Origin of the sequence: Streptomyces sp. SM11, assembly GCF_002910905.1 — a bacterium.
In the GTDB taxonomy this organism is placed as follows: Bacteria; Actinomycetota; Actinomycetes; order Streptomycetales; family Streptomycetaceae; genus Streptomyces.
This window is the reverse complement of record NZ_NEUE01000171.1, coordinates 1-12,342: the sequence shown is the minus strand read 5'-3', so window position 1 is coordinate 12,342 and position 12,342 is coordinate 1. Positions and strand designations below refer to the sequence as shown.

Annotated in this window: 14 protein-coding genes; 10 read left to right on the top strand and 4 right to left on the bottom strand. The window is 67.8% G+C overall.

What is annotated here, in order from left to right; translation table 11 throughout:
• Positions 1–12: 12 nt before the first annotated feature.
• The 3 genes from B9S58_RS37980 to B9S58_RS40210 all read left to right on the top strand — a co-directional run bounded on the left by B9S58_RS37980 (position 13) and on the right by B9S58_RS40210 (position 979).
• On the top strand, positions 13–186 hold the full coding sequence (locus B9S58_RS37980) for a hypothetical protein (protein ID WP_181009321.1): 174 nt from the start codon (positions 13–15) through the stop codon (positions 184–186).
• Positions 187–213: 27 nt separating this feature from the next.
• A complete protein-coding gene (locus B9S58_RS40215; RefSeq protein WP_374935683.1) occupies positions 214–462 on the top strand; it encodes a transposase in 249 nt (82 codons plus the stop codon).
• Between the two features lie 304 nt (positions 463–766).
• Positions 767–979 (top strand): integrase core domain-containing protein, encoded by a 213-nt coding sequence (locus tag B9S58_RS40210; protein WP_374935682.1) that lies wholly within the window; start codon positions 767–769, stop codon positions 977–979.
• Positions 980–1,050: 71 nt separating this feature from the next.
• On the opposite strand, the gene B9S58_RS39095 is transcribed toward B9S58_RS40210, so the two are convergent.
• The 3 genes from B9S58_RS39095 to B9S58_RS15640 form a co-directional block, all read right to left on the bottom strand.
• Complete coding sequence (locus B9S58_RS39095; protein WP_258044559.1) at positions 1,051–1,269, bottom strand: transposase family protein; 219 nt, start codon at positions 1,267–1,269, stop codon at positions 1,051–1,053.
• 198 nt (positions 1,270–1,467) lie between these two features.
• Positions 1,468–1,884, bottom strand: a complete 417-nt coding sequence (locus tag B9S58_RS39090; protein WP_258044557.1) for a hypothetical protein — start codon at positions 1,882–1,884, stop codon at positions 1,468–1,470.
• A gap of 721 nt (positions 1,885–2,605) precedes the next feature.
• On the bottom strand, positions 2,606–3,958 hold the full coding sequence (locus B9S58_RS15640; RefSeq protein ID WP_146063511.1) for a hypothetical protein: 1,353 nt from the start codon (positions 3,956–3,958) through the stop codon (positions 2,606–2,608).
• 240 nt (positions 3,959–4,198) lie between these two features.
• Between B9S58_RS15640 and B9S58_RS15635 the strand changes: the two genes are divergently transcribed.
• The 7 genes from B9S58_RS15635 (at position 4,199) to B9S58_RS15605 (ending at position 11,344) form a co-directional block, all read left to right on the top strand.
• On the top strand, positions 4,199–6,088 hold the full coding sequence (locus B9S58_RS15635) for a 1-deoxy-D-xylulose-5-phosphate synthase (protein WP_258044555.1): 1,890 nt from the start codon (positions 4,199–4,201) through the stop codon (positions 6,086–6,088).
• A complete protein-coding gene (gene ispG, locus B9S58_RS15630) occupies positions 6,085–7,224 on the top strand; it encodes a flavodoxin-dependent (E)-4-hydroxy-3-methylbut-2-enyl-diphosphate synthase (protein WP_103532719.1) in 1,140 nt (379 codons plus the stop codon). The genes B9S58_RS15635 and ispG overlap by 4 nt, the downstream gene beginning before the upstream one ends.
• Complete coding sequence (locus tag B9S58_RS15625; RefSeq protein WP_103532718.1) at positions 7,224–8,168, top strand: 4-hydroxy-3-methylbut-2-enyl diphosphate reductase; 945 nt, start codon at positions 7,224–7,226, stop codon at positions 8,166–8,168. The genes ispG and B9S58_RS15625 overlap by 1 nt, the downstream gene beginning before the upstream one ends.
• Positions 8,165–8,902: a polyprenyl diphosphate synthase gene (gene uppS, locus B9S58_RS15620; RefSeq protein WP_103532717.1), complete on the top strand. Its 738-nt coding sequence runs from the start codon at positions 8,165–8,167 to the stop codon at positions 8,900–8,902. Before B9S58_RS15625 ends, uppS begins: the two co-directional genes overlap by 4 nt.
• A gap of 197 nt (positions 8,903–9,099) precedes the next feature.
• Positions 9,100–10,071: a hypothetical protein gene (locus B9S58_RS15615; RefSeq protein ID WP_146063510.1), complete on the top strand. Its 972-nt coding sequence runs from the start codon at positions 9,100–9,102 to the stop codon at positions 10,069–10,071.
• Between the two features lie 173 nt (positions 10,072–10,244).
• Positions 10,245–10,649, top strand: a complete 405-nt coding sequence (locus B9S58_RS40205; RefSeq protein WP_103532715.1) for a transposase — start codon at positions 10,245–10,247, stop codon at positions 10,647–10,649.
• Entirely contained in the window at positions 10,592–11,344 is a 753-nt protein-coding gene (locus tag B9S58_RS15605; protein ID WP_181009320.1) for an IS30 family transposase, read from the top strand. Before B9S58_RS40205 ends, B9S58_RS15605 begins: the two co-directional genes overlap by 58 nt.
• A gap of 252 nt (positions 11,345–11,596) precedes the next feature.
• Here the strand turns inward: B9S58_RS15605 and B9S58_RS15600 are convergent.
• The coding region (locus B9S58_RS15600; protein WP_107494944.1) for an IS630 family transposase at positions 11,597–12,342 on the bottom strand (746 nt) is incomplete at its 5' end.

Below are 12,342 nucleotides of genomic sequence, written 5' to 3'. Positions count from 1 at the left end.
AGGGAGTTCACCATGCAGCGACATGTCGCGATCCTCGGCGCCGGGCCCGTCGGCCTCGACGCCGCGCTCGCCTGCGCCGACGCCGGATGGCCGTTCACCGTCTACGAGGCCGCGGAGACCGTCGCCGCCCATGTACGCGCCTGGGGCCACGTTCGACTCTTCACTGAACCGTTCCGGGTTCGGTAGAGACTCGATTCCGTGAAGGATTGAGTCATGGCACGTCCTTCCCGTTACCCGCTTGAGCTGCGCCGTCGTGCGGTGCACATGTTCGCCGAGGTCCGCGGCGACTACCCGACCGAGACGGCAGCACTGCAGTCCGTCGCCGAAAAGTTGGACATCGGTTCCCGAGAGACGCTGCGCAACTGGGTGAAGCAGCACGAGATCGACGCCGGACAGCGGCCGGGAACGACGACGGAGGAGTCCGCCCAGCTCAAGCACTGCAGAAGGAGAACGCCGAGCTGAAGCGGGCGAACGACACCCTGAAGGCGGCGGCGTCTTTCTTCGCGGCCGAGCTCGACCGGCCACACACACGCTCGTAACGTTCATCAACGAGCACCGGGACCGCTTCGGCGGCGTCGAGCCGATCTGCAGAACACTCACCGAGATGACTGCAGGATCGCCCCCTCCACCTACTACGCCCACAAGAAACGCCTGGAGAAGCCCGCCGCCCGCACGGTGCGTGATGCCGGAACCAAGGCACGGATCCAGGAGGTCCACGCCACCAACTACCGTGTTTACGGCGCCCGCAGGATCTGGCGCGAGCTGCATGGAATCGACGATCGGCCTGTACAGAACCGAGTTGATCGAACCACAGCGGCCCTGGAAGAACCTCTCCCAGGTCGAACTCGCCACCGCCGAGTGGACCGACTGGTACGTACACCGCCGCCTGCACGGTGAGACAGGGCACATCCCACCCGCAGAGTGCGAGGCCAACCACTACAAGGAACCCACGAAACCCCAGGTCACCAACACAATCTGAGATCTCTACCGAACCCGGGGCGGTTCAGCTCGTGCTGGTCGCGGGCGGCAGTCTGGGGTCGGGCTCGCGTGTCAGCGGTTCGCTTCGAGGTTGGTGAGGACGAGCAGGGCGCGCAGGAGGTCGGTGGCGTGGGTGGGGTCGGTGCGGAGCTTGGTGAGGGTCCGCCAGTTCTTCAAGTGCCCGAAACCGTGCTCGACGGGGGCGCGTGCGGCGGCCAGGACTCGGTTGGCTTGCTTCTCGCCGGGGGTGAGCTTGCGAGCGCGGGTGGCCTTGTAGCCCGTGATGACCATCGGGTGATCCGGATCGTCATCCAGGCCGCGGAAGCCGAGGTCGGCCAGGGCGCCGAGGCCGACGGCGCACAGGTGGGTGAGGATGCGGTCGGCGGGCGGCGGTGATGTCGTGGGTGCGTCCGGGGCGGGCCGCGGAGATCCAGAGCAGGCGGCCGTCTTTTCGTCGGTGAGGGCGAGGAAGTGCAGTCCGTGACGGCGTTACTTGCCCGAGTAGTTGGGTCGGTTCGCTCGGCCGGTGCGGCGGACAGTGGGGATCAGAGTGCCGTCGATCAAGACGACCTCACCGCCCCGTTTCGCGACCTTCTTAAGGGCGCGGTCCAGGCGGGGTGCGCGGGCGGCCAGCAGGGATATCAGCTCGTCGCGCCAGCGGCGTACGGTGGTGTCGCCGACGGCGTTGCCGCCAACCATGTCGGCGATGCGCTGGTCGTGGCGGAGCAGGGCAAGCACGATGACGACGATCCGTCCAGGCGGCAGGACCCGCCAGCGGGAGCCGATCGTCTTCAGGTGACGGCTCAGCAGATCGGTGCAGTATTCGTTGGTTCTTCGCGACACCGGCAGGCGGCACTGGTGGACAGGGAAGCCGGTGTCCCCGGCGGGCTCGTTGACCCTCTTCATGCACACATCAAACCAACAGCCGCCGGGGGCACGTCAGTTACGGGTGTACTTCCGAGTTTACGGTGTGATCTGGAAGCGCCCGTCGGGCAGTTTTTCAACCATGCAGATGTCCAACGTGACGAGCTCGTGGACGGTGTCATCCCAGCGAATCCACCAGCTTGTCTCCTTCGTGGAAGGAATCGACCTCGCTGTGGTGTGGAACGCTCGTGTGCCCGTTCGGCAGCTCGCACCACTGCAAGGCCGTGAACGCATCGGCCAGGGGGTGTCCTCGATCAGGTGACCGCTCTTGGTGTCCATCAGGGTCCCTTCTGAGCAGGTGCCCACCTGATTCATGACACTCCCGACTCATCGGACCAGTATGCGAGCCGAGCGGCGACGGCCACTACGGGTTGAATGCCGAGAGCGAGGGCGTTGGCGCTGATCAGAAAGTCGATGTTTGGGAGGGTAGGCCGCAGCAGCCGGGCCGCTTGCGGACCGGATGGTCGGCGGCCGGGCAGTTGGCGTAGGCAGAAACGTTGGTGCGAGTACACCGGACGCGGATGCGGGGAGCCTGTCGCTGCGGGAGTGCACGGGCGTATAGGCAGGGAGCATGGATGATCCTTTGATGGTGGGTTTGCTCGGCTCCGTTCCCCTCTGTTCCTGTCCTGTCCACCGTGCTGCGGCCGGACTTCCGGGTGGGGGCGTTGCTTCCGTGGCCGCCGGTCAAGCAGCGGAGGAGGAGTCACCTGGGTGTGGGCAGGTCGGTGAGAGTGTGGGCGCGTTCCCGTACGGCGGCGGCGTGCCGTTGGCGCCGGTGCGGGGTCAGTCCTGCGTGGAGCCGGGTGAGCGCCCGGTCGATCTGGGCGGAGCGTAGGTGAGGGTAGTGGTCGAGGAAGTGGTGCCAGTGGGTGCAGGCCTCTTCCAGGTGGCCGGTACGCAGGAGGGCGTCGGCAAGGGTGGCGTGGGTGAGGGCGAAGGTTCTGCGCTGGCCGACGGGCCGGTGTCGCGCGGAGGCGTGCAGCGCGGCGAGCGCGTCGGTGTCGTATCCGAGGGAGAAGAGGGTTTGGGCGCGCTGGTAGTCCAGGCCGGCGCGGGGGTAGGCGGTGAACGGGCCGGGCGGACTTGAGGCCCGTTCGTGGTGCATTTCGGCTGCAGTGAGGTCAGCGAGGGCCGCGTGGCGCTGCTGGTCGTGGGCGCGGGCCAGCGCCCGCTGGATGAGCAGGAAGGCCAGGGTGGCCGGGGTGGCGGTGGAGCCGGCGGTGTCCACGGCGGCGTTGGCGAGGTGGAGGGCGTACCGGGGGTGGCCCAGGCGGCTGGCCTGGGTGCTCATCGCGCGCAGGGTGACGGCGTAGGCGGAGCGGTTGCCGGCGTCCCGGGCGAGGCTCAGCGCGGTGTGGTAGTAACGCTGGGCCAGGCCGGGGTGGCCGGCTTCGTCGGTCATGGCGGCGAGGAGGTGGGCGAGCTGGGCGCTAACGGTGAGCAGTTCCCGGTGTAGGGGGCCGGGGGCGGTGAGGAGGCGGCTGACGTCGTCGGCGAGATACATGGCCAGGGCGGATCTGGCGTGAGCGCCCCCGTGGCGTTCGGACAGATCTGCGAAGACCTGCGGCATGTCGCGCAGCATCTGTACGTCCGCTGTCGAGGCCCGTGAGCCGTCCGTCACCGGCAGCATCCTGTGGTCGTACGGCCAGGTGGGGACGGTGACGGCGGCCAGGGTGTACACGGACTGGGCCAGCAGGGTCCGGTGTGTGGGGTCGGTGTCCCCGCGGGTGAGGACGACCAGGTGTTTCACAGGATCCGCCTCTCCGGGCCAGGTGTGGAGGGATGGGATGTACGCCTGCGGGGTCTGAGCGAGGCCGGTGTCGTGCGCGGTGATCAGGCGGCCGGTGTGACGGCTGAGGGCTGCCGCGGCAAGTGCGGGAACGGGGGCGCGCGGTCGGGAGCCGGCGAGCCAGTGGGCCACGGCCGTACGGTCGTACCGTAACGCCACACCGTGGGCCATACCCTGGGCGTTGACCGCCCGCGCCAGTTCCCCGGCACTCCAGCCAGCCTCGGCCAAGAGGGCGGCCAGGCGCGCATTGGGGGCATGTCGGGCCATATCTGCCTCTCTTCACTCCCGTGAAGGATTCACGCATTCACAAGCGTTCAGCGCGTGCACGCATCGATCACGGCGCAGGGGTTCCCCCGGGCCGCGAATGGGCGCGTCATAGACGTATGCCCGGTTTTCCCGGTGGCCATCGCGTACCCGGCGGGTTCAAGACACCTGACTGAGGGTCACGCCGTCCCGGACCCTTCGTGCACCACGTCCTGCGGAAGCTGGAGGAAGGATTCGTCTCCCATGAGTACCGTGGAACTGCGCCCTGCCGTGCACAGAGCCACCGCCGGCATGGCAGGGCTACTCGCTCGCGCCGGAACTCCTCAGGAGGTCCGCGCCCTGGACCCCGGACAGCTCCCGCAGCTGGCGGCCGAGATCCGTGCGCTGTTGGTGGATACCGTGTGCGCCAGTGGCGGTCACCTCGGGGCGGGGCTGGGAGTAGTGGAGCTGACGATTGCCCTGCACCGGGTCTTCGACTCACCCCGTGATGCGATCGTGTTCGACACCGGGCATCAGGCGTACCCGCACAAGGTCCTCACCGGCCGGGCCGCCGGCTTCGGCACCTTGCGTCAGGCGGCCGGGCTGTCGGGGTATCCGTCGCGGGCCGAGTCCGTGCACGACTGGATCGAGAACTCCCATGCCTCCACCGCGCTGGCCTTCGCCGACGGCCTGGTCAAAGCCTTCCACCACACGGGCACCACCGACCGGCGGGTGGTCGCGGTCGTCGGGGACGGCGCGCTGACCGGCGGCCTATCCTTCGAAGCCCTCAATAACCTCGGCACCGCCGCGCACCCCGTCATCGTGGTCCTCAACGACAACACCCGCTCCTACGACCCCACCGTCGGGGCGCTCGCCGCCCACCTGGCGGTGCTCCGCAGGGGCGACAAGGGCGCCCGGTGCCGGAACGTGTTCACCGATCTGGGCTTCGCCTACTTCGGCCCGACGGACGGCCACGACACCACGGCGGTGGAATCCGTCCTGCGCCGGGCGGCGGCTATGCACCGTCCCGTGGTGGTGCACGTGGTGACGCGCAAGGGCCACGGGTATGGTCCCGCCGAGGCCGACGTCGCTGACCGTATGCATGCGGTCGGCGTCATCGACCCCGCCACAGGCTTCCCTCTGGCTGCCGCGACGCCGTCGTGGACCAAAGTCTTCGGCACCGAGATCACTGCTATCGGCACGGAACGCGACGATGTCGTCGCGGTCACCGCCGCGATGCGCCTGCCGGTCGGCCTGGGCGACTTCTCGGCGAGGTTCCCCGGCCGGGTCTTCGACTCCGGCATCGCCGAACAACACGCCGTCACCTCGGCCGCCGGGCTGGCCATGGGCGGCCTCCATCCCGTGGTCTGCCTCTACGCCACCTTTCTCAACCGGGCCTACGACCAGGTCCTGATGGACGTCGCCCTGCACCACCTGCCGGTCACCTTCGTCCTGGACCGCGCCGGCATCACCGGCCCCGACGGAGCCTCCCACCACGGCCTGTGGGACCTGGCGATGCTCGCCCACATCCCCGGGATGCGGCTGGCCGCCCCCCGCGACCCCGCCCGGCTGCGGGCCCTGCTCCGCGAAGCCGTGAATATCTCCGACGGCCCTACCGCCGTGCGCTTCCCCAAAGCCGCGGCCGGAGACGACAGCGACGCCCTGGCCACCCTCGACGGCATCGACATCCTCCACCGCACCCCCCACGCCGCCCTCGACGTCCTGCTCATCGCGATCGGCACCACCGCCACCGCCTGTCTTCACGCCGCCGGCATCCTGGACGGCCTCGGCGTCAGCGTCACCGTCGCCGACCCCCGCTGGGCCGCCCCCGTCAACCCCGCGCTGGGTCATCTCGCCGCCCGCCACCGCCTCGCCCTGGTCGTCGAGGACGGTATCGCCGACGGCGGGATCGGCGCTCTCATCGCCCGCCACGCCGCCAACGCGGGCATCACCACTCGCTTCCACACGATCGGCCTGCCCAGCGCCTTCCTGCACCACGGTGAACGCGGCGCCCTCCTGGAAGCCGCCGGCATCAGTGGTCCTGCCCTCGCCGACACCGCCCGCGCCCTGCTGGCCGCCCGCCCGGCCTGCGCCGGACCGGATCTGCCGCCCCATCACCCGCTCGTACACCCCGCAGCCGGGAGCACGCGATGACCCTCGCCGACCTGCCAGTCCCCGTCCTCCCCAGCCGCACCACCGCCGCTCTCACCGCCCCGGTGCGCCGCCACACCCGGCAAATCCACGTCGGCGCCGTCCCGGTCGGCGGCGGCGCACCCATCCCCGTCCAGACCATGACCACGACCCTCACTGCCGACATCGACGCCACCTTGCAGCAGATCGCCGAAGTCACCGCCGCCGGCTGCGACATCATCCGCGTCGCCGTCCCTTCCCGGGACGACGCCGACGCCCTGCCCGCCCTCGTGGCGAAGTCCAGGATCCCGGTCATCGCCGACATCCACTTCCAACCTCGCTACGTCTTCCAAGCGATCGACGCCGGCTGCGCGGCGGTCCGCGTCAATCCCGGCAACATCCGCAAGTTCGACGACAAGGTCAAGGAGATCGCCGCCGCCGCCTCGGCCGCCCGCATCCCCATCCGCATCGGCGTCAACGCCGGCTCCCTGGACCCGCGCCTGCTCGCCAAGTACGGCAGGGCGACCCCCGAGGCGCTCGCGGAGTCCGCGCTGTGGGAGTGCTCGCTGTTCGAGGAGCACGGCTTCACCGACCTCAAGATCGCGGTGAAGCACCACGACCCGCTCACCATGATCGCCGCCTGCCGGCTGCTGGCCGACGCGTGCCACTACCCGCTGCACCTCGGGGTCACCGAGGCCGGACCCATGCTGCAGGGGTCCATCAAGTCGGCGGTCGCCTTCGGCGTGCTGCTGGCCGACGGCATCGGGGACACCATCCGCGTCTCGCTGTCCGCGCCACCAGTCGAGCAGGTCAAGGCCGGGTGCCACATTCTGTCCTCGCTTGGCTTGCGCCCCCGGAAGCTGGAGATCGTCTCCTGCCCCGGCTGCGGTCGGCTCCAGGTCGACATCCACAAGCTGGCCGCCCAGGTCGAGGCCGCCTTCAACGGCTTCCCCCACCCCTTGCGCGTTGCGGTGATGGGCTGCGTCGTCAATGGCCCCGGCGAAGCCCGTGAAGCAGACCTCGGCGTGTCCTGCGGCAACGGCAAAGGGCAAATCTTCGTGAAGGGCGAAGTGGTCCGCACCGTCCCTGAATCGAGAATCGTCGAGACGCTGCTCGACGAGGCCGTGCGCCTGGTCGACAACGAGAGGGCCGGCGACTGATGGGCACCGTCCTGCTGGCCGCCCCACGCGGGTTCTGCGCAGGTGTGGACCGGGCCGTGGAAATCGTCGAACGGGCACTCGACCAGTACGGCACCCCGGTCTACGTGCGAAAACAGATCGTGCACAACACCCATGTGGTGCGAGACCTCACCGAGCAGGGCGCGGTCTTCGTCGACGAGCTGGACGAGGTGCCCGACGGCTCGGTCGTGGTCTTCTCCGCCCACGGCGTCGCCCCCACCGTCCGCGCCCAAGCCACCGAGCGCGGCCTCACCGTGATCGACGCCACCTGCCCGCTGGTCTCCAAAGTGCACCACGAGGCACTGCGCTACGCCCGCCGCGGCTACGAGATCGTCCTGATTGGCCACACCGGACACGAGGAGATCGAAGGCACCGCCGGTCAGGCCCCGGACCACATCACCGTCGTCGGTTCGCCCGAGGAAGCCGCACGCCTGCAGGTAGCGAACCCCGCAAGGGTGGTCTGGCTCTCCCAGACCACTTTGGCCGTCGACGAAGTCGCCGCCACCGCCACCGCCCTTCGCACCCGGCTGCCTCTGCTGGAAGACCCCCCGGGCGACGACATCTGCTACGCCAGTCAGAACCGTCAGGACGCCGTCCGCGCCATCGCCCCCCGCTGCGACCTGCTCCTGGTCATCGGCTCCGCGAACTCCTCCAATTCCGTACGGCTCGCCGAGGTCGCACTGCGCGCCGGGGCCCGAGCCGCGTACCTCATCGACGACGCCTCCCAGGCCCAAGAGTCCTGGTTCACCGGCGTGGAGACCATCGGTGTCACCGCTGGCGCCTCCGCCCCGGAATCCCGGGTCACCGAACTGCTCGCCGCACTGACCGAGCGCGGCCACACGCAGGTCGAACAGGTCACGGTCACCACGGAGACCCAGCACTTCGCCCTGCCCCCACCATTGCAGGACAAGGAGCCCCCGCCATGACGGAAACCCATGCCATCAAGACGACCCTGATCTCCGCCGACGCCCCGACAGTGGTCCCCCGTCACCTGGGGATCGTCCTCGACGGCAACCGCCGCTGGGCCCGCAAACAAGGTCTACCAACCGCCGGGCACGGGCACCGCGTCGGCTTCCGAAAGATCCCGGACGTACTGGCCTGGTGCGATGAACTCAGCATCGGCATCGTTACCTTGTGGATGCTCTCCGACGACAACATCGCTCGGCGCTCATCTGCCGAACTCGACGACCTGTACCGCATCGACCGAGACGTGATCACCGAACTAGCCGCCGTCGGCCACTGGCGACTGCATCACATCGGCCGCGCCGAACTACTGCCCATATCCCTCACCACGACTCTGCGACAAGCAGAGAACGACACCCGCAACAAGACCGGCATGCTCGTCAACCTGGCCCTGGGCTACGGCGGGCGCGCCGACCTGCTCGCAGCCATTCGAGCGCTGGTCAGAGAAACCCAGCAGAGCGGCGATCCCACTGTGAGCGCCGAACGGCTGGCCGCCCACCTATCCACCGCAGGACAACCCGACCCAGACCTGATCATCCGGCCCTCCGGCGAAATCCGCACCTCCGGGTTCCTCCTCTGGCAGGCCGCCCTGGCCGAACTTTACTTCTGCGACCACCTTTGGCCCGACTTCACCCGCACCGACCTCCTCCACGCCCTGCGTACCTACAGCAACCGCCAGCGAAGGATGGGAGCCTGACCCCTGACCACACCCCCTCCATCCACCCAGGCGCTGATGTTAGGACAGGCAGCGGAAGGCTCGTCCTGTGAGCTGCATAGCTGTCTAAACAGTTGCTCTGCCGCACCCGGCCGCCGCAAGGATGGCTGCTCTGTCCGTGAAGCCAGACGACGTGACCGCCCACGCTCCAGCCATCACCCACCGCAGGAGACATTGCCATGACCATCCTCCCCAAGGTTCTCTCTGACATCTCCACTCCCATGCACCCACTGACCCGATCTGACGATGCGCGTTCACGTGCGTGGGCCCGAGCCATGGGACTTGAACCCGACACACCAGCAGCCGTGCGACTCGACCGAGCGCAGGCGGCCCGATACTCGGGCTGGTTTTGGCCCGGAGCCCTCCCGGAGCGATACGACGCCTGCGCGGATCTGAAAACGTGGTTCTTCGTCGAGGACGACCACAACGATGAAGGCGAGCACTGCGCCGACCCTGCTCGGCTAGAAGCCGCGCTCGGCGCCGTGCACCGGCACGTGTTCAGCACCCCGGTAGCCCACCCCTCACCTCTGGCTGCTGGGCTGGCGGACATCCACGAGCGGGCTCGGGCTGGTATGTCAGCCGAGTGGATCAGGCGCAACGCACGGCACTTCGCCGACCACTGGGACGCAATGACCCAAGCCGCCGCACTGCGCCGGTACGGAGCCGGTCTGTTCGGTAGCGACACGGACAGTTTCATGTCCCTCTGGCGTGACTCGCACGCCTTCTGGTGCGAGCTGGACTTCATCGAGGTGGGGCTGGGCCGCTCGCTCCCGTCCGCCCTCTACCACCACCCGGTGTTCCGCGACATGGGCCGACTGTCCATGAACCTGATCTGCAGCGTCAACGATATCGTGAGCAGGGTCAAAGACACAGCGGAGTCGGACCCCTTCAGCATGCTGACTCACCTCCAGCGGCGCCACGGGTGTCAACCTGACGAGGCAGTCCATATGACACTCTCACTCATCGAAGAGTGGACAGAGCAGTTCCTCACCCTAGAAGAGCAATGGCCCAACGCCCTCGACCTCATCGACGTATCCGGCCAAGACCGGGAACTGGCCCTTGCCTGCGCAGCCGGCCTGCGGCACGCTTTCCGTGGCAGCGCCGAATGGACGGTCACCACTTCCCGCTACCGGCAAGTGGATGACCAGTGAGCCTCCGCCAACTTGAAGTCGCAGGTCAAAGGGCTGGTGTGACCGGTCGGGCCTTGTCCCTGCGGAGTGGACACCCGTTCGTATTGTTGTGCGGCGAGTGTCAGTGAGGTGCCTCGAAGTTCCCGGACAGGGACCCAATAGGGTTGCCCTGAACAGGAAACGAGGAAGTAGGAGTGGCACCACCCAGTAAGTATTCACCGGAGTTCCGCGAGGAAGCTGTACAGATCGCTCTCCGGTCCAGCAAGACCATCTCCGAGACAGCTCGTGAGCTCGAAATCAATCCGGAGACCCTCCGAGGCTGGGTGAAGAAGCACCAGAAACAGCATGAGCCGGCTGCCGATGCGGAACTGTCGTTGAGCGAACGGGCTCGCCTTGAGGAACTCGAACGACGCATTCGCAAAGTCGAGATGGAGAACGTCTTCCTGAAGAAATGCGCGGTGAGGTCAATGGGTCGGTGCAGCATCCCAGGTAGAACGGTTGCTGGAGGTGTTGCTGGGTGGCGAGGATCGGGCGTCCGGGGTTGTCGGACGAGCAGAAGCGTGAAGTGTGGCGGCGATGGCGGGACGGGCAGTCGCTGAGCGAGATCGGGCGTGCGCTGGGTAAGGTGCCCGGGTCGATCCACGGGGTGGTCGCGGCGAACGGCGGTTTCGTCCCAGCGGCCCGGACCCGATCGGCCGGGGTGTTGTCGCTGGCGGAGCGGGAGGAGATCTCCCGGGGGCCGGCCGCCGCTGACTCCTTCCGGGCGATCGCGGACCGGCTGGGGCGAGCACCGTCCACGGTCAGCCGTGAGGTGGGGCGTCACGGCGGGCGTGAGAAGTACCGGGCCGCTCGCGCGGACGAGGGCGCCTGGGATAATGCCCGGCGCCCGAAGTCCTGTCTGCTGCAACAGAGTCCGGCCTTGCGGGACACGGTCGCTGGCAAGTTGAAGGAGGACTGGTCGCCGCGCCAGATCGCCGGCCGGCTCGCCCGCACCTTCGTACCCGGGGACGGTATGTACGTGTCTCACGAGACGATCTACAAGAGCCTGTTCATCCAGGCCCGAGGGGTGCTGAAGAAGGAGCTTGTCTCCCATCTGCGCCGCCGACGCACGATGCGCCGCTCGAAGAATGCCTCCGCCGCAGGTCAGCAGCGCGGCTGCATCCGCGACGCGGTCTCCATCCGCGAGCGCCCGGCCGAGGCCGGGGACCGGGCTGTTCCCGGCCACTGGGAAGGCGACCGTGCGACACGAAGTTGCACGAATTTGAGTGGACTGACCGATTGGAGAGGCAGTTGATGAAGCTGTAGGTGCAGTCACGGGTCCGTGTCCGTATGACCCGTCCCCGCCCTTGACGTGCGATGCCGGCAACGGCGTGGTGCGAAGCTCAGAGGAAAGCCCAAGGACTCCCGTTCCATCCGGGAGATACCGGCAAGGGGAAGACCGGACGGGTGAAGTACATGAACTCCCGATGATGCCTCGTGATCCCAAGCCCCGCCGATGGAATGCGTAAGTGGGGTGCGTGGCTAGTGTCTCGTGATCCTGTTCATGTCAGTTCGAGTTGTTATTGACGAGTTTCTTCACGTTGGTCGCGACGAGTCGGACCTTCGCGAGGACCTCGCCGGCGGTCGCGGTCCAGGTGAACGGTTTGGCCGTTGTGTTCCAGGAGTTGATGTAGTCGCGGATCTGTTTGACCAGGACGTTGACGCTGGAGAAGGTGCCGCGGCGTATGGACTGCCGGGTCAGGATTCCGAACCAGATCTCGATCTGGTTCAGCCACGAGGAGCCGACGGGAGTGAAATGGAAGTGGACGTGTGGGTTCTTCGACAGCCATTCCTTGACCTCCGGGGTGGTGTGCGTCGAGAGGTTGTCCAGGACGACATGGATGTCCTTCCCGGCGTGCGGTTTCACCGCCTTCTTCAGGAAGGCCAGGAAGTCTTTGCCGTTCCGGGTCGGCTTGCACTCGCCGAGCACCTCGCCGGTGCTCACGTTCAGGGCGGCGAACAGGTTCGTGGTGCCGTGCCGGACGTAGCCGGCGGTGCGCTTCTCGCTCGCCGCGAAGGCGACCGGCAGTACCGGCTGGGTCCGGTCCAGCGCCTGGATCTGCGTCTTCTCGTCGATCGAGAGGACCACCGCGCCGCCCGGCGGGGCCAGATACAGGCCGATCACATCGGCCACCTTCTCCGCGAACGCGGGGTCTTTGGAAACCTTGAAAGTGCCGGACCGGTGCGGCTTCAGGCTCTCCTCCCGCCAGATGCGCGCGATGTAGTGCCAGGACACGGTGATGTTCTCGGTCC

Coding starts and splice junctions, on each gene's coding strand:
- B9S58_RS15640 (WP_146063511.1), bottom strand. CDS start 3,958: ATGGCCCGACATGCCCCCAATGCGCGCCTGGCCGCCCTCTTGGCCGAG.
- B9S58_RS40215 (WP_374935683.1), top strand. CDS start 214: ATGGCACGTCCTTCCCGTTACCCGCTTGAGCTGCGCCGTCGTGCGGTG.
- B9S58_RS15625 (WP_103532718.1), top strand. CDS start 7,224: ATGGGCACCGTCCTGCTGGCCGCCCCACGCGGGTTCTGCGCAGGTGTG.
- uppS (WP_103532717.1), top strand. CDS start 8,165: ATGACGGAAACCCATGCCATCAAGACGACCCTGATCTCCGCCGACGCC.
- B9S58_RS37980 (WP_181009321.1), top strand. CDS start 13: ATGCAGCGACATGTCGCGATCCTCGGCGCCGGGCCCGTCGGCCTCGAC.
- B9S58_RS15635 (WP_258044555.1), top strand. CDS start 4,199: ATGAGTACCGTGGAACTGCGCCCTGCCGTGCACAGAGCCACCGCCGGC.
- B9S58_RS15615 (WP_146063510.1), top strand. CDS start 9,100: ATGACCATCCTCCCCAAGGTTCTCTCTGACATCTCCACTCCCATGCAC.
- B9S58_RS39090 (WP_258044557.1), bottom strand. CDS start 1,884: ATGAAGAGGGTCAACGAGCCCGCCGGGGACACCGGCTTCCCTGTCCAC.
- ispG (WP_103532719.1), top strand. CDS start 6,085: ATGACCCTCGCCGACCTGCCAGTCCCCGTCCTCCCCAGCCGCACCACC.
- B9S58_RS39095 (WP_258044559.1), bottom strand. CDS start 1,269: ATGGTCATCACGGGCTACAAGGCCACCCGCGCTCGCAAGCTCACCCCC.
- B9S58_RS40210 (WP_374935682.1), top strand. CDS start 767: ATGGAATCGACGATCGGCCTGTACAGAACCGAGTTGATCGAACCACAG.